Source organism: Micromonospora sp. DT62 (genome assembly GCF_049847285.1).
GTDB lineage: Bacteria > Actinomycetota > Actinomycetes > Mycobacteriales > Micromonosporaceae > Micromonospora > Micromonospora reichwaldensis.
In genome coordinates, this window is sequence record NZ_JBNCOB010000004.1 from 306,748 (window position 1) to 325,670 (window position 18,923).

At 74.0% G+C, this 18,923-nt stretch carries 15 protein-coding genes; 6 read left to right on the forward strand and 9 right to left on the reverse strand.

The genetic code is table 11. The features are described 5' to 3' along the window. Positions 1-240 precede the first annotated feature (240 nt). Both ACPXCB_RS08950 and ACPXCB_RS08955 read right to left on the reverse strand, forming a co-directional pair. Positions 241-2,748, reverse strand: coding sequence for a bifunctional FO biosynthesis protein CofGH (locus ACPXCB_RS08950; protein WP_425873884.1), 2,508 nt, complete (start codon positions 2,746-2,748; stop codon positions 241-243). 339 nt (positions 2,749-3,087) lie between these two features. Beyond that, entirely contained in the window at positions 3,088-4,098 is a 1,011-nt protein-coding gene (locus ACPXCB_RS08955) for a hypothetical protein (RefSeq protein ID WP_425873886.1), read from the reverse strand. A 98-nt stretch (positions 4,099-4,196) separates the two neighbouring features. Here ACPXCB_RS08955 and cofD point away from each other — a divergent pair, with 98 nt between their 5' ends. Beyond that, positions 4,197-5,144, forward strand: a complete 948-nt coding sequence (gene cofD, locus ACPXCB_RS08960) for a 2-phospho-L-lactate transferase (protein ID WP_425873888.1) — start codon at positions 4,197-4,199, stop codon at positions 5,142-5,144. Then, positions 5,141-6,229 carry a coenzyme F420-0:L-glutamate ligase gene (locus ACPXCB_RS08965; protein ID WP_425873890.1) on the forward strand — a complete coding sequence of 363 codons (1,089 nt, stop codon included), beginning with the start codon at positions 5,141-5,143 and terminating at the stop codon, positions 6,227-6,229. Before cofD ends, ACPXCB_RS08965 begins: the two co-directional genes overlap by 4 nt. A gap of 80 nt (positions 6,230-6,309) precedes the next feature. Here the strand turns inward: ACPXCB_RS08965 and ACPXCB_RS08970 are convergent, their stop codons facing one another. Both ACPXCB_RS08970 and ACPXCB_RS08975 read right to left on the reverse strand, forming a co-directional pair. Next, entirely contained in the window at positions 6,310-7,314 is a 1,005-nt protein-coding gene (locus ACPXCB_RS08970; protein ID WP_425873892.1) for an ArsR/SmtB family transcription factor, read from the reverse strand. A gap of 281 nt (positions 7,315-7,595) precedes the next feature. Further along, entirely contained in the window at positions 7,596-8,630 is a 1,035-nt protein-coding gene (locus ACPXCB_RS08975) for a hypothetical protein (protein ID WP_425873894.1), read from the reverse strand. Between the two features lie 39 nt (positions 8,631-8,669). On the opposite strand from ACPXCB_RS08975, the gene ACPXCB_RS08980 reads away from it, so the two are divergent. Then, positions 8,670-9,332, forward strand: a complete 663-nt coding sequence (locus tag ACPXCB_RS08980) for an NUDIX hydrolase (protein WP_425873896.1) — start codon at positions 8,670-8,672, stop codon at positions 9,330-9,332. On the opposite strand, the gene ACPXCB_RS08985 is transcribed toward ACPXCB_RS08980, so the two are convergent. Together ACPXCB_RS08985 and ACPXCB_RS08990 are read right to left on the reverse strand one after the other, a co-directional pair. Beyond that, complete coding sequence (locus ACPXCB_RS08985) at positions 9,301-10,392, reverse strand: mannose-1-phosphate guanylyltransferase (RefSeq protein ID WP_425873898.1); 1,092 nt, start codon at positions 10,390-10,392, stop codon at positions 9,301-9,303. The genes ACPXCB_RS08980 and ACPXCB_RS08985 overlap by 32 nt on opposite strands. Before the next feature lie 61 nt (positions 10,393-10,453). Beyond that, positions 10,454-11,599 (reverse strand): glycosyltransferase family 4 protein, encoded by a 1,146-nt coding sequence (locus ACPXCB_RS08990; protein WP_311414325.1) that lies wholly within the window; start codon positions 11,597-11,599, stop codon positions 10,454-10,456. Positions 11,600-11,749: 150 nt separating this feature from the next. Between ACPXCB_RS08990 and ACPXCB_RS08995 the strand changes: the two genes are divergently transcribed. Beyond that, positions 11,750-12,439 (forward strand): TIGR03089 family protein, encoded by a 690-nt coding sequence (locus ACPXCB_RS08995; protein WP_425873901.1) that lies wholly within the window; start codon positions 11,750-11,752, stop codon positions 12,437-12,439. Positions 12,440-12,522: 83 nt separating this feature from the next. On the opposite strand, the gene ACPXCB_RS09000 is transcribed toward ACPXCB_RS08995, so the two are convergent. After that, entirely contained in the window at positions 12,523-14,541 is a 2,019-nt protein-coding gene (locus tag ACPXCB_RS09000; protein ID WP_425873903.1) for an acetoacetate--CoA ligase, read from the reverse strand. Between the two features lie 206 nt (positions 14,542-14,747). After that, positions 14,748-15,266, reverse strand: coding sequence for an acyl-CoA thioesterase (locus ACPXCB_RS09005; protein WP_132233514.1), 519 nt, complete (start codon positions 15,264-15,266; stop codon positions 14,748-14,750). A gap of 23 nt (positions 15,267-15,289) precedes the next feature. Between ACPXCB_RS09005 and ACPXCB_RS09010 the strand changes: the two genes are divergently transcribed. Continuing rightward, positions 15,290-15,952 carry a hypothetical protein gene (locus ACPXCB_RS09010; protein ID WP_425873905.1) on the forward strand — a complete coding sequence of 221 codons (663 nt, stop codon included), beginning with the start codon at positions 15,290-15,292 and terminating at the stop codon, positions 15,950-15,952. Positions 15,953-16,035: 83 nt separating this feature from the next. Here the strand turns inward: ACPXCB_RS09010 and ACPXCB_RS09015 are convergent, their stop codons facing one another. Further along, positions 16,036-17,199 carry an acyl-CoA dehydrogenase family protein gene (locus ACPXCB_RS09015; RefSeq protein ID WP_366640738.1) on the reverse strand — a complete coding sequence of 388 codons (1,164 nt, stop codon included), beginning with the start codon at positions 17,197-17,199 and terminating at the stop codon, positions 16,036-16,038. Between the two features lie 250 nt (positions 17,200-17,449). Between ACPXCB_RS09015 and ACPXCB_RS09020 the strand changes: the two genes are divergently transcribed. Then, a complete protein-coding gene (locus ACPXCB_RS09020; protein ID WP_425873908.1) occupies positions 17,450-18,877 on the forward strand; it encodes a UDP-glucose dehydrogenase family protein in 1,428 nt (475 codons plus the stop codon). The last annotated feature ends 46 nt before the right edge of the window (positions 18,878-18,923 follow it).

Genomic DNA, 18,923 nt, shown 5'->3' on the forward strand with positions numbered 1-18,923 from the left:
GCGCGGACCGCCCGTCGAGCCGGGGACGCCGGCGGCGCTGAGCCCACGATGTGGACGCGGCGCGGCGGCGTGGCGGCGTACCCCGAAGCGCGGCGAGCCACCGACACGCTGCTGTGCCGGACGGATCCGGCCGTCCCTCCACTTGCGACAGAAATCCCGCCCATCGACGACCGCTCGTCCCACCAAGCGGTACGGACGAGGCGGACGAACCCGACCCGGCGGCGTGCCGCGCGACATCCCCTATGGACGAGGGCTGCCGTACGCCGTCGTGCGTTTGCGGGCCGGTCGTCCGGCGGCCGTCGCGATGGCGATCAACTGCTCCTCCGTACGCGCCGAACCGTTGCCGGACCCGGCCATCCGGGAGATCGTCTCCTCCATCAGCGTGCCGCCCAGGTCGTTGCAGCCGCCCCGCAGCATCGCCGCCGTGCCCTCGTCGCCGAGCTTCACCCAGGAGCACTGGATGTTGTCGATCCGGCCGTGCAGCAGCAGCCGGGCCATCGCGTGCACGACCCGGTTCTCCCGCCACGTCGGCCCTGGGCGGGCGATGCCGGCCAGGTAGATCGGCGCGTTCGTGTGCACGAACGGCAGCGCCACGAACTCGGTGAACCCGCCCGTACGGTCCTGCAACCCGGCCAGCACCCGGAAGTGCGCGAGCCACTGTGCGGGGTGGTCCACGTGGCCGTACATCATGGTGGAGCTGGACCGGATGCCCAGCTCGTGGGCCGTGCCGACCACGTCGACCCAGGCGGCGGCCGGCAGTTTGCCCTTGGTGAGCACCCAGCGCACGTCGTCGTCGAGGATCTCGGCGGCGGTGCCCGGGATGGTGTCCAGGCCGGCCTCGCGCAGCCCGGTCAGCCACTCCCGCACCGGCACGCCGGCCTTGGCGGCGGCGGTGACGATCTCCATCGGCGAGAACGCGTGCACGTGCATCCCCGGCACCCGCGCCTTGATCGCCCGGACCAGGTCGGCGTAGACGGTCACCGGCAGCTTCGGGTCGATCCCGCCCTGGAGGCAGACCTCGCTGGCACCGGCCGCCCACGCCTCCTCGGCCCGGTCGGCGACCTGGTCCACCGACAGCCGGTACGCGTCGGCGTCGCGCTCCCGCTGGGCGAAGGCGCAGAACCGGCAGCCGACGTAGCAGACGTTGCTGAAGTTGATGTTGCGGTTGACCACGTACGTCACGTCGTCGCCGACCGCCGCCCGGCGCACGTCGTCGGCGAGCCGGCACAGCTCGTCGAGCGCCGGCCCGTCCGCGCCGAACAGCGCCAGCGCCGCCGCCTCGTGCCGGGGCTCCAGCAGCGCCGCCGGGTCGTCGGCCGCCAGCCGCAACCCCGCCCGCAGGTCGAGATCGGTCCCGCCCCCGCCGCCGGTGGTGACCTTGCCGGCCACCTCGGACCAGTCGCCGTAGACGTGGTCGAAGTCGCCGCGCCGGTCGCCGGTGCGCCCGGTGGTGTCGATGGTGGCGTGCAGGTCGGTCCGGCCGCCGTACGTCTCGTCGGGCTCCTGCCAGGGCCGGCCCACCGGTCGGGCCGCCTCGACGGCCAGCCCGGTCGCCGGATCGGCCAGCGCGCCGACGTGCGGCAGCAGGCGCGGATCCAGCCACGGATCGCCGGCCCGCACGTACTCGGGGTAGATCGTCAGCCGCTCGCGCAGGGTGAAGCCGGACTTCTCCGTGTGCCGGGCCAGCTCGTCGATCTGCGGCCAGGGACGCTCCGGGTTGACGTGGTCCGGAGTCAGCGGGGACACCCCACCCCAGTCGTCGATGCCGGCGCGCAGCAGCAGGTCGTACTCGCCCGCGATGAGGTTCGGCGGGGCCTGGATCCGGGCCTTGGGCCCGAGCAGCACCCGGGCCACCGCCACCGTGGCGGCAAGGTCGTGCAGCTCCGCGTCGGGCATCCCGCGCATCGCCGTGTCCGGCTTCGCGCGGAAGTTCTGCACGATCACCTCCTGGAGGTGGCCGTACTCGCGGTGCGCCCGGCGGATCGCGAAGATCGCGTCGACCCGCTCGGCGGGCGTCTCGCCGATGCCGATCAGGATGCCCGTGGTGAACGGCACGCCGACCCGGCCCGCGTCGTCGAGCACCCGCAGCCGTACCGCCGGCTCCTTGTCCGGGGAGCCGAAGTGCGGGCCGCCCGGCTCCGACCACAGCCGCGTCGCCGTGGTCTCCAGCATCATCCCCATGCTGGGCGCGACGGGCTTGAGCCGCTGCAACTCCGACCAGGAGAGCACGCCCGGGTTCAGGTGCGGCAGCAGCCCGGTCTCCTCCAGCACCGCCACCGCGCAGGCGCGCAGGTAGTCCAGGGTGGAGTCGTAGCCGCGCTCGTCCAGCCACTGCCGGGCCGCCGGCCAGCGCTCCTCCGGCCGGTCGCCGAGCGTGAACAGGGCCTCCTTGCAACCCTGGGCCGCACCCGCCCGGGCGATGGCGAGGACCTCGTCCCGGTCGAGGAAAGCCGCCGGCAGCCGGTGCGGCACGGTCGCGAAGGTGCAGTAGTGGCACCGGTCCCGGCACAGCCGGGTGAGAGGAATGAAGACCTTCTTCGAGTACGTGACCACGCCCGGCCGCCCCGCCTCGCGTAGCCCGGCGTCGCGCACGGCGCCCGCCACGTCGAGCAGTTCGTCCAGCGCCCCGCCCCGGGCGGCCAGCAGCGCGGTGGCCTCGTCGACGTCGAGCGCCCGCCCACTCGCGGCCCGGTGCAGTGCCCGCCGCACGCTCGCATCGGTCGGGCCGGGCACGGTGCGATCAACCATCCGCCCAGCCTAGGCGCTCATCCGCCCCGTCCCACCTCACCCACCCGGCCCACACGGTGACCCAGCGCACCCATCCCCCTGCCACACCCCGCGCCGCTCCCACGCCCACCCCCGGGCAGCTCCCGGGCGCGCCTCCGGGGCAGCTCCGGGGCAGCTTCAGGGCGTTGATCAAGAGGTTTTGGCCCCAGCGAGTGCCTTTTGCAGGCCAAAACCTCTTGATCAACGCGGCCTGAGGGCGGGGTGGGCAGGGGCAGTTGGGTGGGGGCAGTGGGGTGGGGTGGGACGGCGAGCGCCCCGCACGGGAGCCGTGCGGGGCGCTCGGGTGGGGCGGGGTCGCGGTCAGCGCGGGGCGTCGGGGCTCTCGCCGGGGTTGATGCGCTGGGTCCGGTCGGTCTCGTCGGCGGCGGGACGCGGAATCGCCTGGGTGGGCTCCGCCGGCTCGACGGGCTGGCGCGGGATGGCCTGGGTCGGGTCGGCCGAGGGCGGCTGGCCGAACGGCGGGGCGCTCTGCGGCTGGCCGAACGGGGGCGCGGACTGCGGGGCGGGAGCGGCCGGGGGCGCGGACTGCGGGGCCGGGGGCGCCGACTGCGGTGCCGGGGCGAACGGCGAGCCCGGCTGCGGGCCGCCGGCGTACGGCGCGGGCTGCTGACCGTACGGGGCGCCGTAGGGGCCCGGCGCCTGCCAGCCGCCCTGCTGGCCGGGGACCTGCTGACCCGGGACCTGCTGACCCGGGACCTGCTGACCGGGAACCTGCTGACCCGGGATTTGCTGACCCGGGACCTGCTGGCCGGGGACGGGGTAGCCGCCCTGCTGCTGGGGCCAGCCGGGCTGCGGCTGGCCGTACACGCCGGGCTGCGGCTTCGGCTTCGGCACGTGGTAGAGGGTGCGCCAGACCTTGAACACGACGTACGCGGCGACGGCGAACAGCGCCAGCCAGGCCATACGGCTCAGCAGGCCCAGGAAGGCGTCGAGGATCTCGCCCTCGGCCAGCCGGTCGACCGTCCAGAAGAGGAAGGTCAGCCCGCCGAACAGCGCGCTGAAGGCGTACTCGCCCAGGGCGACCTGGGTGATCAGCTTCGCCTTCGGCACCGGGGGCTTCACGTGCGTGGCGAGCAGCACGGCCAGCAGCGGCAGGAACACCGACTCCACGCCGACGAAGGCGAAGAAGGCGCTGCCGGCCCGCCCGCCGATCGTGCTGTACTCGGTGGGCGTCACCAGCCGGATCAGGCCGACGAAGAGGAACACGGCGTTCGCGCCGAGGAGCACGAAAGCGGCGAGTTCACGCAGCGGCTTGGTCAGTTGGCTGGCCTGCGTCGCGTCGGTGGACGCGGGCTCGGCGGGGCTGGTCACGGGATCCCCCTCGGGGCGAATGCGGACAGTTGCCGACGTGAGCCTAGTCTCCCGGCCCACGCGCGGACCGGAGGCGGCCCGTACGCGAGGATGGGCGCATGCGCATCGTGGTTCTGACGGGCGGCATCGGAGGTGCTCGCTTCCTGGTCGGCGTACGTGCGTACGCCCGCGAGGTCGGCGCCGAGGTGACCGCCGTGGTCAACGTCGGCGACGATCTGCTCCTGCACGGGCTCAAGGTCTGCCCCGACCTGGACAGCGTGATGTACACGCTGGGTGGCGGCGCGGATCCGGAGCGGGGCTGGGGGCGCGTCGGCGAGAGCTGGACGGTCAAGCAGGAACTGGCCGCGTACGGCGCCGAGCCGAGCTGGTTCGGGCTCGGCGACAAGGACATCGCCACCCACCTGGTGCGGACCACGATGGTCAACGCCGGCTACCCGCTGCACGCCGTCACCGAGGCGCTCGCCGCCCGCTGGCAGCCCGGCGTACGCATGCTGCCGGCGACCGACGACCGGCTGGAGACGCACGTCGTGGTGGAGCTCGACGGCGGCCAGCGGGCGATCCACTTCCAGGAGTGGTGGGTACGCCACCGCGGCGACGTCCCCACCCACCGGTTCGTCTTCGTCGGCGCGGAGGCCGCCCGGCCGGCGCCGGGCGTGCTGGAGGCCGTCGCCGGGGCCGACGTGGTGCTGATCGCGCCGAGCAACCCGGTCGTGAGCGTCGCCCCGATCCTGGCCGTGCCCGGGCTGCGCGAGGCGGTCGCCGACGGCCCCGCGCCGGTGGTCGGCGTGTCGCCGATCATCGGCGGCGCGCCGGTGCGCGGCATGGCCGACCGCTGCCTGGCGGTGCTCGGGGTGGAGTGCAGCGCGGCCGGCGTGGGCCGGCTCTACGGCGGCCGGTCGGCCGGCGGGCTGCTCGACGGCTGGCTGGTCGCCGAGGAGGATGCCGGCACGGTGGTGCCGGAGGTGACGGTCCGCGCAGCACCGCTGCGGATGACCGACGAGGCGGCGACGGCGGCCATGGTCCGCGCCGCGCTGGAGCTGACGTGAGGCTCGAGATCCTGCCGGTGCCGGGCATCGGCCACGTGTCCGAGGGCGACGACCTGGCGGCCCTGATCGCCACCGCCGCGCCCTGGCTGCGCGACGGCGACGTGCTGGTGGTGACCAGCAAGATCGTCTCGAAGGCGGAGGGACGCCTCGTCGACGTCCCGGCGGACGGGCCCGAGCGGCTCGCCGCGCGGGACGAGGTGCTGGCCGCCGAGACGGCGCGGGTGGTGGCCGCCCGGGGCGCGACCCGGATCGTGCAGACCCACCACGGCTTCGTGATGGCGTCGGCCGGCATCGACGCCTCGAACGTCGACAAGACCCGGCTGGTGCTGCTCCCCGAGGACCCGGACGCCTCGGCCCGGGCGCTGCGCGCCGCCCTGCGCGAGCGACACGGCGTGGACGTCGCGGTGATCGTCAGCGACACGATGGGCCGGCCCTGGCGCAACGGGCTGACCGACGTCGCGCTCGGCGTCGCCGGGATGGACGCGATCCGCGACCACCGGGGCGAGGTCGACCCGTACGGCAACGAGCTCCAGCTCACCCAGATGGCGGTGGTGGACGAGCTGGCCGGCGCGGGCGAGCTGATCAAGGGCAAGTGTGACCAGATGCCCGTCGCGGTGGTGCGCGGCTACCTCACCGCGCCCCGGCCCGACGACGGCGTCGGCGCGTCGGCGCTGGTCCGGGACGCCTCGATGGACCTCTTCTCGCTGGGCACCGCCGAGGCGAGGGCCGCCGGGCTGGCCGCCGCCGCCACCCTGCCGGACGGCCTCAACCCGACCCCGCCCGATCCGGAGGCCGTACGCCGGGCGATCGGCACGGTCGCGGGCGTGGTCGCGCCCGGCACGGTCTTCAGCCTGGTCCCCGACGAGGAGGCCGCCGCCGGGCTGACCTCCCGGGTGCCCGGCTGGCCGGCGGAGGCGACGACACTGGTGCTCGGATCCCCGGCCACCCCGGCCGGCCCGGTCGACCTGGTCCGCTTCGGCGCCGACCTGCAACGCCTCCGCACCGCCCTGGCGGCCGAGGGCGTCGCCTCCCTGCTGCTCCCCCCGCCCCCGGGCACCACCGCCAGCGCCGCGCTCGCCCTCTGACGGCGCCCGGGCGGGCAGGGGCACCGCCACCAGCCGTCCCTCGCCCGGGACCCGGCTGACGGCGGCCCGGGCGGGCGCGCTCAGGAGTTGAGCATCGCCCGCCCCAACGGGGTCAGGGTGTGCAGGACGGTGTTGCGGTCGCGCTGGCTGACCAGGAGGCCGGCGTTGCGCAGCACGGTGGTGTGCTGGCTCGCGGCGGCGGCCGAGATGTTCAGCCGGCGGGCCACCTCGCCGGTGGTGCAGCCGTCGTCGCTGGCCGCCAGCACGGCGGCCCGGGTCCGGCCGAGCAGCGCGGCCAGCGCCTCCCGACCCGGATCCGACGCGCCGGGGCCGCCGCCCTCGCCGGGGGCCGGCAGCAGGCCGCCGAGCCGGTCCACCGGATAGACGAGGACCGGGGGGAGCGCCGGATCGAGCAGGGCGACCGGCGTGGCCGCGCAGAAGAACGACGGCACCAGCAGCAGGCCGCGCCCGCCCAGGTGCAGCTCCCGGCTGTGCGGGTAGTCGCGGATCTCCAGCACGCCGGCCTCCCAGCGCATGGCGGGCCGCATGCTGGCCAGCAGCCCCTCCACCCCGCCGTCGAGCAGGGCGCGGGCCCGCCGGGAGCGGTCGGCCTCCACCGCGGCCTGGATCCGGGTCCAGTACGGGTCGATCGCCAGGCCCCGGTAGCGCTCCATCGCGCCGGTCAGGCCGCGCAGGATGTCCGGCTCCCCCCGGGCCAGCGCCCCGGCGCCGACGGGCAGGGCACTGTTGGCGGCGAGCAGCGCCAGGTCGCGTTGCAACAGGGCCGTGGGGGTGCTGCGGACCGCCTCCATGCCGGCGTCGAACCCCGACACGCTGTCGTACGGGGTGAGGAAGTCGGGGAAGTAGCCGCGGGGCGGATTGAGCGTCAGCAGGAGGCGCAGTCCCGCCGAGTCACTGACCTCGCGCAGCCCCCGCGTGACGCTATGCCGCCAGCCCGTCAGCAGCGGATCCCGGCCACGGCCGGGCAGCAGGTGCAGGCTGAGAACCAGTTCCCACACCGGATCCGCCGCCGGAGCCACCCGGGTCCGGAGGATGTCCTCGGCGGAAAAGTAGATCTTCAGCATGGACGGCTCCCGCGTCGCCCGGCAGAGGGGATGCCTGGCAACCGTTTGCACTGTACCTGGCCGGCACTTATCTCCGTCTTTAAGCGTGGACTGAAAGACCTCGACGCCTCCGTGGGCCGTTCGGCATGCTCTCACTGCCCGTACACGGGGGCGGGCACGTCACCCGACGCGCCCGGAACCGGGCACCCGGGGGACGGGGAGAGACCGGCGACCGGACGGCACCACGAGGGTCTGCGGCCGTGTTCCGCGGAGGTGTCGTCCGGCCGCCGGTCCGCCACAGCTCAGGCGACCCAGAGCGCCACCCGATGGTCCTCGTCGGTGACGTAGAAGCTCTGCCCGTCCCACTCGGCCACTCCCTCCACGTGGTGGAACGGCGCCAGGTCGGCCACCAGCTCGCCGGGGACCAGGTGCTTGTCGCCTGGTGCGGAAAACCGCACGTGCCGGGAAGTGACCTCGCCGCCGGTCGGATGGTCGTCGAGCAGCACCGAACCCTTGCCCAGCGCGTCGATCGACCCGACGATCGCCGCGTAGCCGCCGTCGTCCGTGGGCGTGATCGCCCGGAAGCCGGCCAGCGCGCCGGGCGGCGTCACCCCCGTCAAGGCGTACGCTCCCGCCGCCCGCGGCCAGCTCGGGGCCGGGTCGAACATCTCCGGCACACCGGTCAGCTCGACCAGGATCGGCTCGCCGTCGGCGGTCACCGGGAACCGCAGTCCGAGCAGGACGCCGCCGGCCGGCGTGAAGGCCGCCGCCTCCACGTTCAGCGGCAGGTCTTCGGGGACGAGCCGGCTGACCCAGCCCTTCGACCGGGCGGTGCCCCGGGCGACGGTCTCCCCGATGAACCGGGCCCGCACCCGCTCGCCCGGCGGCAGCGGGGTGAACGCCGCCGCGAGCAGGGCGTCGTTGACCGCCCGGTGCAGCCGGAACCGGTTGCGGACCACCTGCACCGGCAGGGGGCCCGCCGCCGCGTCGTCCTCGCGGAACCGGGCCACGAAGGCGCGTCGCGGGCGCAGCGGCCCCGCCTTCGAACCGAAGTGGGACCCGAAGACGTACACCCAGCCGTCGTGGTGCGCGAGCGCCTCGCCGTCCTCCGTGCGGCCGTTCTCGGCCCCGGCGTCGGCGGCCACGTGGTGGGCGACCCAGCGGCCGTCGTCCAGCTCCAGCAGCAGGGCCAGGCAGTGCTCCACCGGCCCCTCGTCCAGCACGGTCCAGAAGCCCCGCCGGGCACCGTGCGCCCGCAGCAGCGGAACGGAGCGCACCGGCAGCAGGTCGCTGGCCTCGTTGCCGGCCACGACGAACTCCAACAGTCGCAGGGTCACCGGGCCAGGGTACGAAGCGTCGGCTCGTACAGTGTCGACATGGCCGACTCTCCCACCGCCGCCTCCCGACCGTCGTCGGACACGGAGCCGCGCCCGGCCGCGCCCGCCGAGACGGACGAGACGCGGCACGCCGAGGTGTACGCGGCCCTGCACGCCGACGCCGTCGCGACGCTGAGGCGGTGGGAGCCGACCGGCCCGGCCGCCGCCGAGGCCCGCGACCGCACGGTCGCGCTGCTGGCCGCCGGGCCGGTGGCGATGAGCCGGGCGCACCGGCCGGGGCACGTCACGGCGAGCGCGCTGGTGCTCGACGCCACCGGGTCGCGGGTGCTGCTCTGCCTGCACGGCAAGTTCCGGCGGTGGGTGCAGCTCGGCGGCCACTGCGAGCCGGCCGACCGGACCCTCGCCGCCGCCGCCCTTCGCGAGGCCGGCGAGGAGTCCGGCATCGCCGGCCTGCGGATCGACCCCGTCCCGATCGACGTCGACATCCACCCGGTGAGCTGCCAGGGCGGCTCGCTGCACCACGACGTACGCTTCGCCGTGCTCGCCCCGCCCGGGGCCGTGGAGCGGGTCAGCGAGGAGTCCGAGGCGCTGGGCTGGTTCCCGCCGGACCGGCTGCCGGAGCCGCTGGCCGGCGGGACGGCGCACCTGGTCGCCCCGGCCCTGGCGACGCTCAGACGAGCCCCTCTTCGCCCCGTTCCTTGAGCTCGTCGACGACCTTCTTCACGTCCTGCGCCCGGTCGCGGGGGCAGACCAGCAGCGCGTCCGGGGTGTCGACGATGACCAGGTCGCGCACGCCGACCGCGGCCACCAGCCGCCCGGAGTGGGGCACCACCACCAGCCCGGCGCTGTCCCGCAGCAGCACCCCCGGCTTGGCGTCGGCGCCGAGCACCACGTTGCCGTCCGCGTCGGCGGGCAGCACCTCGCCCAGGGTGTGGAAGTCGCCGACGTCGTTCCAGCCGAAGTCGCCCGGCACGGTCGCCACCCGGCCGGCCGTCGCCGCGCCCTCCATCACCGCGTAGTCGACGGAGATCTTCGGCAGCGTCGGCCAGACCGTGCCGAGCACGTCGTCCTGCTCCTCGGTGCCCCACGCCTCGGCGATCGCGACGATCCCGGCGTGCAGGGCGGGCTGCTGGCGGGCCAGCTCGGTGAGGAACACGTCGACCCGCCAGACGAACATGCTGGCGTTCCAGAGGTGCCGCCCGGAGCGCAGGTACGCCTCGGCCACCTCGGCGCTCGGCTTCTCCTTGAACTCGGCCACCGGCCGCAGCGGGCCCCCGTCCACCGGGTCGCCGGTCTGGAGGTAGCCGTAGCCGGTCTCGGCCCGCGTCGGGGTGATGCCGACCGTCATCAGCAGGCCCTGCTCGGCGCCGCGTACCGCCTCCCGGACGACCTCCCGCCAGCGCTCCGGGTCACCGATCAGGTGGTCCGCGGCGAAGGAACCCATCACCGCCTCCGGGTCGCGCCGCGCGATGACCGCGGCGGCCAGGGCGATCGCCGCGCACGAGTCCCGGGGCGAGGGCTCGACCAGGATGTTCTCCTCCGGCAGCCCGGCGAGCTGGCGCGCCACCGCCGTCACGTGCGCGGTCCCGGTGACCACCAGGGTGCGTTCGGCGGTGGTCAGCGGACCCAGCCGGTCCACCGTCGCCTGGAGCAGCGAGGCGGCGGAGCCGGTCAGCGGGTGGAGGAACTTGGGATGGCCGGCGCGGGACAGTGGCCACAATCTCGTGCCACTGCCACCCGCCGGGATCACGGCGTAGATCACCCGCACATCATGCCCGATTCGCCTGACCGGGGACGCGTTCTCGCGCCGCCGGCCACGGCGGTCAGGCCCGGGCCCGGCTCCAGGCGGCGATGTGCACCTCGGCGCTGGACTCCCAGGTGAACTCCTTGGCCCGGTCGAAACCGGCCTTGGCCAGGGACAACCGCCGCTGCTCGTCGTCGAGCAACGCGGCCAGGTCCGTGGCGATCTGGTCGGGCGCCTCGCTGGTGTACGCGACCGCGTCGCCGCCCACCTCCGGCAGCGACAGCCGGGGCGTGGTGAGCACCGGGGCGGCGCACGCCATCGCCTCCAGGATCGGCAGGCCGAAACCCTCCCCGTAGGACGGGTAGGCGGCCACCAGCGCCCCGCCGAGGAAGCCGGGCAGGTCCGCGTAGCGGAGATAGCCGGGACGGAGCAGCCGCAGGTGCGACGGGACCTCCGCCACCGCACGGTCGATGTCGTCGTCGTGCCCCTGGCCACCGGCGATCACCAGGGCCGGCGGATCCGCCCGCTCGGCCACCGCGCGGGCCCAGCCGCGGATCAGGTTCGGCACGTTCTTGCGCGGCTCCTTGGCCCCGAGGAAGGCCACGTAGTTGGTGCCGCCGAGCCCCAGCCGGGCCCGGACCCGGGCCTTCTCCTCGTCGCTGGGCGCGTGGAAGGCCGCGTGGTCGACGCCGTGGTAGGCCACGTCGATCCGGGTGGGGTCCGCGTCGAGCAGCCGGATCAACTCGTCCCGGGTGGCCTTGCTCGGCACGATCACCCGGTTGGCGCGGCGCAGCGACGTCTTGATCGCGCTGCGGAAGAAGGTGCGCCGCGACTTGTCGTAGTGCTCCGGCTCGGTGAAGAACGTCGCGTCGTGCACGGTCACCGTGACGGGGCAGCCGGCGCGCAGCGGGCAGGTGTAGAAGGGCGAGTGCAGCACCTGCGCGCCCACCTGCTGGGCGAGCAGCGGCAGGCCGGTCTGCTCCCAGGCGAGCCGGGCGGGGCGGTGCGCGACGGCCGCCGGGGCCGGGACGATCTCCGCACCCGGCAGCATCCGGGTGTAGCGCTCCAGGTCGGTACGCAGGCAGACGACGGCCAACTCCACCCCCGATCCGCACACCTTGCCGAGGGCACCGAGCAGGCCGTCGACGTATCGACCGACACCACCACGGTCGACGGGGACACTCGTGGCGTCGATGAGCACGCGGGGCGGGCGGCCGGCGGTCACGGGGCAACTCCTTGAACTGACGGAACTGTGGGGAACAACACTCCGGCAAGCCTACGCCGGAGCCCGGCGCCGACGTTGACTGCGACCCGACGGTACGCCGACTTCTCGCTGTCATCGAGTACGGCCACCGGGGGCGTATCGTTCGCGCCGATGGCCGACAACATTGCCCGGGTCTTCGCCGACGCGATCGCGACCGACCCGACCCGACCGCTGCTGACCTGGTACGACGACGCCACGGGCGAACGGACCGAGCTCTCCGGGGCCACGCTGGCGAACTGGGTGGCCAAGACGGCCAACCTGCTCGTCGACGAGGTGGCCCTGGGCCCCGGCGACGTCGCCGGTGTGTCGCTACCGCCGCACTGGCAGACCGCCGCCGTGCTGCTCGGCTGCTGGTCGGCCGGGCTGACCGTCGCCGACACGCCGGGCGACGTGGACGTGCTCTTCACCGCCGCGACCCGGGTGGCCGAGGCGGACACCTGGTCGGCGGGCGAGCGGTACGTCCTCGCCCTCGACCCGTTCGCCCTGCCGATGCGCCAGGTGCCACCCGGCTTCGCCGACTACGTGTCGGAGGTACGCGCCCACGGCGACCACTTCAGCCCGTACGCCCCCGGCGGCCCGGGCGAGGCGGCGCTGCTGGGCCGCGCGACCGCCCGCGCCACGGAACTGGGCATCGCGTCCGGCGACCGGGTCCTGATCGACACGGGGAAGTATCCCGATCCGGTCGACTGGCTGCTCGCCCCCCTGACGGCCACCGCCACCACGGTCCTCTGCGCCAACCTGGACCCGTCCACCCTCCCCACCCGCACCACCACGGAACGGGTAACCCGCCCCCTCACCTGACGACCCACCCCTCCCACCCCTTCACCGACCCCGCCCGGGCGGCGTGGGAGGAGTGGGGTGGGTGGGCCGGCGCGGGGTGCGGGTCAGGGGCGGGGGGTGCGGGTCTGAGCGAGGGTGGCGAAGGCCGTGAGGGACTCCGGGTTCGCCAGGGCGCCCTTGGCCGCCGCCGAGTCCACCGGGGTGCCCGTGAGGATCTTCTTCACCGGGACCTCCAGCTTCTTCGCCGACAGGGTGCGCGGCACGGCCCGTACCTGGTGGATCTCGTCCGGGACGTGCCGGGGCGACAGGGCCGTACGCAGTTCGCGGCAGATCTTCTTCCGCATCGCGTCGTCCAGCTCCAGGCCCTCGGCGAGCACCACGAACAGCAGCAGCTCACCGGCGCCGCCCTCGTCGTCCTCCAGGTGCACCACCACCGAGTCGACGACCTCGTCGAGCCCCTCGACCACCGAGTAGAACTCGGCGGTGCCGAGGCGTACGCCGCCCCGGTTGAGGGTGGCGTCGGAACGGCCCGTGATCACGCAGCCGCCCCGGTCGTTGATGGTGATCCAGTCGCCGTGCCGCCAGACACCCGGGTAGAGGTCGAAGTACGCCTCCCGGTAGCGGGTGCCGTCCGCGTCGTTCCAGAAGCCGACCGGCATGCTCGGCATCGGCTCGGTGATCACCAGCTCGCCCAGCTCGCCGACGACCGGCGTGCCGTCGGCCGAACGGGCCTCCACCTTGGCGCCGAGCGCCCGGCAGGTGATCTCACCGGCGTGCACGGCCAGCAGCGGCACACCGCCGACGAAGCCGGTGCAGACGTCCGTGCCGCCGGAGAGCGACTGGAGTTGGAGGTCGTCGCCGACCGTCTCGTACACCCAGGTGAAGCCCTCGGCGGGCAGCGGCGCGCCGGTCGAGCCGACCCCACGCAGCGCGGAGAGGTCGGCGGTCTCCTTCGGCACCAGCCCGGCCTTGCGGCAGGCCAGCAGGAACGGCGCGGACGTGCCGAGGTACGTGGTGCCGGTCTCCCCGGCCAGCCGCCACAGGGCCCCCAGGTCGGGGTGGGCCGGGTTGCCGTCGAAGAGCACGATCGCCGCACCCACCGCCGGCCCGGAGACCAGGAAGTTCCACATCATCCAGCCGGTGGTGGTGAACCAGAAGAACCGGTCCGCCGGGCCCAGGTCGTGGTGCAGGGCGAGCATCTTCAGGTGCTCCAGCAGGATGCCGCCGTGGCCGTGCACGATCGGCTTCGGCAGCCCCGTGGTGCCGGAGGAGTAGAGCACGTAGAGCGGGTGGTCGAAGGGGACCGGGGTGAAGGTCAGCGGCTCGTCGGTGTCGGCGGCCAGCTCCGACCAGGCCAGCGCTCCCTCGAACGCGCCCGCCGGCCGGTCCGGAGCGCCGCCGGGCGGCGCGGTGGCCGGATCCCCGGCCGGGTCGAGGTAGGCGATGCCGACGGTGTGCTTCACCGACGGCAGGGCGGCCCGGATCGCGGCCACCTCCCCGCGCCGGTCGACCGGCTTCTCGCCGTAGCGGTAGCCGTCCACCGCGACGAGCACCTTCGGCTCGATCTGCTGCCACCGGTCGGTGACGCTGCGGGTGCCGAACTCCGGCGCGCAGGAGGAGAAGATCGCGCCCAGGCTGCTGGTGGCGAGCAGCAGCACGTACGTCTCGGGGATGTTGGGCGCGTAGGCGGCGACCCGGTCGCCGGCGGTGACGCCGAGCCGGCGCAGCCCGGCGGCCACCCGGCGGACCTGCTCGCGCAGTTCGGCGGCGGTGAGGGTGACCGGCGCCCGGGTCTGGCCGTGCGCGATGACCACGGGGTCGTCGTCGGCCAGGCCCGGCATCCGCAGCACGTTCTCGGCGTAGTTGAGGGTGGCGCCGGGGAACCACCTGGTCCCGGGCATCTCCCGGCCGCTCAGCGTGGCGGTCGGCGGGGTGTGCGCGACCACCTCGAAGTGGTCCCAGACCGACCGCCAGAACGCGTCCAGGTCCGTGACCGACCAGCGCCACAGCTCGTCGTAGTCGGCGAAGTCCAGCCCCCGGTGCTCGCGCAGCCAGCGCAGGTAGCTTCCGATCCGGGACCGCTCGCGTACGTCCGCCGGCGGCGTCCACAGCACGTCACCCACAGCTCAACCTCCCCTGGCCCCGCACGACACTGTGAAGTGGGCCGTGGCGCCATCTTGCCCTACCTCAGAGCGCCATTCTCCGCACCCGACCTCCGTCGGCGCACGTGCCGAACCCACATGCCCTACCGCCCTGCTGTGTGTGCCGCATCAGGAAGGGCACCTTCCTGACGCTTTTCGTGGAGGAAGGGGCCCTTCCTGACACCCGGTCAGCCGGCGCGGTGGGCCTGGATGGCGCGTCGCCGGGCCAGCCGGTGGGCGCGGCGGATCTCCGCCTCCCGGAACCGGCGCTCGTCCTCCGGGCCCTCCGGCAGCACCGGCCGGACCGCCCGCGGCGCGCCGCCGAGGTCGACGCCCACGAAGACCAGGTACGCCGTGGCCACCCGCACCGGCTCGTCCTCGGCCGAGTCCCACCGCTCGGCCACCACCCGGACGCCGACCTCCATCGAGGTCTGCCCCGTCCAGTTCACCTGAGCGTGCGCGTGCAGCAGGTCACCGACCCGGACCGCCTCGGTGAAGACGATCTCGTCGATGGCCGCGGTGACCGCCGTGCCGCCGCTGTGCCGGGCCGCGGCGGCCCCCGCCACGTCGTCGATGAACTTCATCAGCACCCCGCCGTGCACGGTGCCGTACAGGTTGACGTCGACCGCGGTCATGATCCGGCTCAGGGTGACCCGGGAGTAGGAGGTCGGCTTGCCGGCCGGCGCGGTGGAGGGGTGCTCGGTCATGTCGAAAACGGTACGGTGCGCGGATGCGACATCTCTGGAGCTTCCTCGCGGGGTTGGTGGTGGCGCCCGTCACGTGGGTGCTGGTCACCCTCGGGCAGGACGGGTCGGCGGGCACCGTCGACCGTTGGGTCGAGATCGGCACGTCGAACTCGGCCAATCTCATCGAGCCCGCCGTCTACCTCGCCGTCGGCGGGGTCCTGCTCGGCCTGCTCGGCACGCTGCGCACGTCACCGCTCGGCCCGCTCGTGGCCGGGCTGCTGCTCGCCACCCCGTACGTGGCGATGTTCGTCGCGCCCTTCGAGGTGCGGGACCGCATCCCGGACGGCTGGAAGGTCTTCGGCGACCCCCTGCCGCTGCACCTGCCGGTGGAGAACGGCACGCTCTTCCTGATCGGCCTGCTGCTGGTCGTGGCCACCTTCAGCGGGCAGCGCTGGCGGCGCTGGCCCCGACCGGCGGTCGAGCCGACGCCGGCGTCCGCCGAAGGGCCGGAGCGCAACGACTTCACCCTGACCGACTGGCCGCCGGCCGAGCCGACCGACCGGGACACCGCCCCGCCGAACCTCGGCTACCCGGACCCGACGCCGACGGAGCCGCTGCCGCGCCGCACCGGCGGGGGATCGCCGTGGTCGGCGCCGCCGCGCGCCGGCAACCGGCCGGAAGAGGACACGACGACCGAGATCCGGTGACGCCCCGGCCGGGACACGTACGCGCGCCGGGAGCCGGGTGAGGATGCGGGCGGGCCGGACGACCGACCCGCCCGCCGACCGGCTCAGCCCTTCAGGAGCTGACGGGCCATCACGATGCGCTGCACCTGGTTGGTGCCCTCGTAGATCTGCGTGATCTTGGCGTCCCGCATCATCCGCTCGACCGGGTAGTCCCGGGTGTAGCCGTAGCCGCCGAGCAGCTGCACGGCGTCGGTGGTGATCTCCATGGCCGCGTCCGAGGCGAAGCACTTGGCCGCCGCGCCGAAGTAGGTCAGGTCGGCGTCGCCCCGCTCGGACTTGCCGGCCGCGGCGTACGTCAACTGCCGGGCCGCCTCCAGCTTCATGCCCATGTCGGCGAGCATGAACTGCACGCCCTGGAACTCGGCGACCGCCTTGCCGAACTGCTTGCGCTCCTGGACGTACCCCTTGGCGTAGTCGAGCGCGCCCTGGGCGATGCCGACGGCCTGCGCGGCGATGGTGACCCGGGTGTGGTCCAGGGTCTTCATCGCGGTGCCGAAGCCGGTGCCCTCGGCGCCGATCATGCGGTCCGCGGGGATCCGGACGTTGTCCAGGTAGACCTCGCGGGTCGGCGAGCCCTTGACGCCGAGCTTCTTCTCCGGGGCGCCGAAACTGACCCCGGCATCGGACTTCTCGACCACGAAGGCGGAGATGCCCCGCGACCGGGCGGACGGGTCGGTGACCGCGAAGACGGTGTAGAACTCCGACACCCCGGCGTTGGTGATCCAGCGCTTCACCCCGTTGAGCACCCAGTGATCGCCGTCACGCACCGCGCGGGTGGTCATCGACGCCGCGTCGCTGCCGGCCTCCGGCTCGGAGAGGCAGTACGAGAACATCGCCTCGCCCGCCGCCACCGGGGTCAGGTAGCGCCGCTTGAGCTCCTCGGAACCGGCCAGCAGCAGCGGCATGGTGCCGAGCTTGTTGACCGCCGGGATCAGCGAGGACGAGGCGCAGGCCCGCGCCACCTCCTCGATCACGATGGCCGTGGCCAGGGCGTCCGCACCCGCGCCGCCGTACTCGACGGGGACGTGCGGTGCGTGGAAGTCGGCGGCCCGCAGCGCGTCGTAGGACGCCTTCGGAAACTCACCGGTCTCGTCCGCCTCGGCGGCGTGCGGCGCCACCTTGGCCGCACAGACCTCACGGACCGCCTCCCGGATCGCCTCGTGTTCCTCGGGCAACCGGTAGACGTCGAACGACTGCTCTGCGGCCATGTCGGCCCCTCCCCTTCACCGCTATCATGCGCAGTCTGTAGCGTCTCCTGACCGCCGACGGCGCAGACTGAAGGATAGCGACATGACTCGGGGTCATGTTACCGCCGCGTAGCCTTGGACGTGGCAGAGCGCCGACGCCGCCCGGCGACGATGGAACAGGCAGACGTTAGAGTCCCTCCGGTGCCCGCCCAGGCGCCGCAGCAGAACGCGACGCGACGAAGCGACGCCAGCGCGAGCGGAGAAGACAGGCGTGACGATCCCGTACCCCAACACCCAGCCGATGCCCGCCATCGCTGCGGTGACGCCCCCCTCCGGCGCACAACGACCGCGGGTGACCTTCCTGGGCACCGGCTATCTCGGCGCGACCTACGCCATCTGCTACGCGGAACTCGGCTACGACGTCCTCGGCTTCGACGTCGACGCAGACAAGATCGCCATGCTCAACGCCGGCGAGGTGCCGATCCACGAGCCCGGCCTCGACGAGCTGCTCAAGCGCAACCTGGCGGCCGGCCGGCTGCGGTTCAGCACGGACATCTCCGAGGTGGCCGAGTTCGGTGACGTGCACTTCATCTGCGTCGGCACGCCGCAGCGCGCCGACGGGATGGGCGCCGACCTGTCGTACGTCGAGGCCTCGGTCACCAGCCTGGCCCAGCACCTGACCCGCAAGGCGCTGATCGTCGGCAAGTCGACCGTGCCGGTCGGCACCGCCGAGTGGGTGGAGCAGCTGGTCAGCAAGCACAGCCCCGCCGACCTGGGCGTCGAGGTGGCGTGGAGCCCGGAGTTCCTCCAGGAGGGCTTCGCCGTCGACGACGTGCTGCGGCCCAACCGGATCGTCGTCGGCGTCAAGAGCGAGTGGGCCAACGGCATGCTCTACGCCGCGCACAAGGGCGTCTTCGACCTGGCCGCCACCGAGGACCGCGAGGTGCCCCTGGTGGTCACCGACTTCGCCACCGCCGAGCTGGTCAAGGTCGCCGCGAACGCCTTCCTCGCCACCAAGATCTCCTTCATCAACGCGATGGCCGAGGTCTGCGAGGCCTCGGGCGGCGACGTCACCCACCTCGCCCGGGCCATCGGCTTCGACCCGCGCATCGGCAACCGGTTCCTCCAGGCCGGCCTCGGCTTCGGCGGCGCCTGCCTGCCCAAGGACATCCGCGCGTTCCAGGCCCGCGCCCAGGAGCTGGGCGCCGGGGAGGCGCTGCGCTTCCTGCACGAGGTCGACCTGATCAACCTGCGCCGCCGGACCCGGGTGGTCCAGCTCGCCGCCGAGCTGCTCGGCCGCCGCTCCGGGCCCGCCGGACCGGATCTCTCCGGCACGCGCGTGGCCGTGCTCGGCGCGACCTTCAAGCCCAACACCGACGACGTACGCGACGCGCCGGCGCTCTCCGTCGCCTCGCTGCTGCGCAAGGCGGGCGCCGACGTGCACGTCTACGACCCGCAGGGCATGGAGCGGGCGCGCGCCGTGGCGCCCGAGCTGGTCTACGAGCCCGGCATCAACGAGGCCGTGACCGGGGCGGACCTGGTCTGCGTACTCACCGAGTGGGCCGACTTCCGCAACGCCGACCCGGTGGCCCTCGGCGAGCTGGCCGCCGGACGCAAGGTGGTCGACGGCCGCAACTGCCTGGATTCGGCGCTGTGGACGCAGGCCGGCTGGGAGTACCGCGGCATGGGCCGCCCCTGACGATCGACGACCGACGGCCGGTCGCGGAGCACGCTCCGCGACCGGC

Coding starts and splice junctions, on each gene's coding strand:
- ACPXCB_RS08950 (WP_425873884.1), bottom strand. CDS start 2,748: ATGGTTGATCGCACCGTGCCCGGCCCGACCGATGCGAGCGTGCGGCGG.
- cofD (WP_425873888.1), top strand. CDS start 4,197: ATGCGCATCGTGGTTCTGACGGGCGGCATCGGAGGTGCTCGCTTCCTG.
- ACPXCB_RS08970 (WP_425873892.1), bottom strand. CDS start 7,314: ATGCTGAAGATCTACTTTTCCGCCGAGGACATCCTCCGGACCCGGGTG.
- ACPXCB_RS08980 (WP_425873896.1), top strand. CDS start 8,670: ATGGCCGACTCTCCCACCGCCGCCTCCCGACCGTCGTCGGACACGGAG.
- ACPXCB_RS08995 (WP_425873901.1), top strand. CDS start 11,750: ATGGCCGACAACATTGCCCGGGTCTTCGCCGACGCGATCGCGACCGAC.
- ACPXCB_RS09005 (WP_132233514.1), bottom strand. CDS start 15,266: ATGACCGAGCACCCCTCCACCGCGCCGGCCGGCAAGCCGACCTCCTAC.
- ACPXCB_RS09010 (WP_425873905.1), top strand. CDS start 15,290: ATGCGACATCTCTGGAGCTTCCTCGCGGGGTTGGTGGTGGCGCCCGTC.
- ACPXCB_RS09015 (WP_366640738.1), bottom strand. CDS start 17,199: ATGGCCGCAGAGCAGTCGTTCGACGTCTACCGGTTGCCCGAGGAACAC.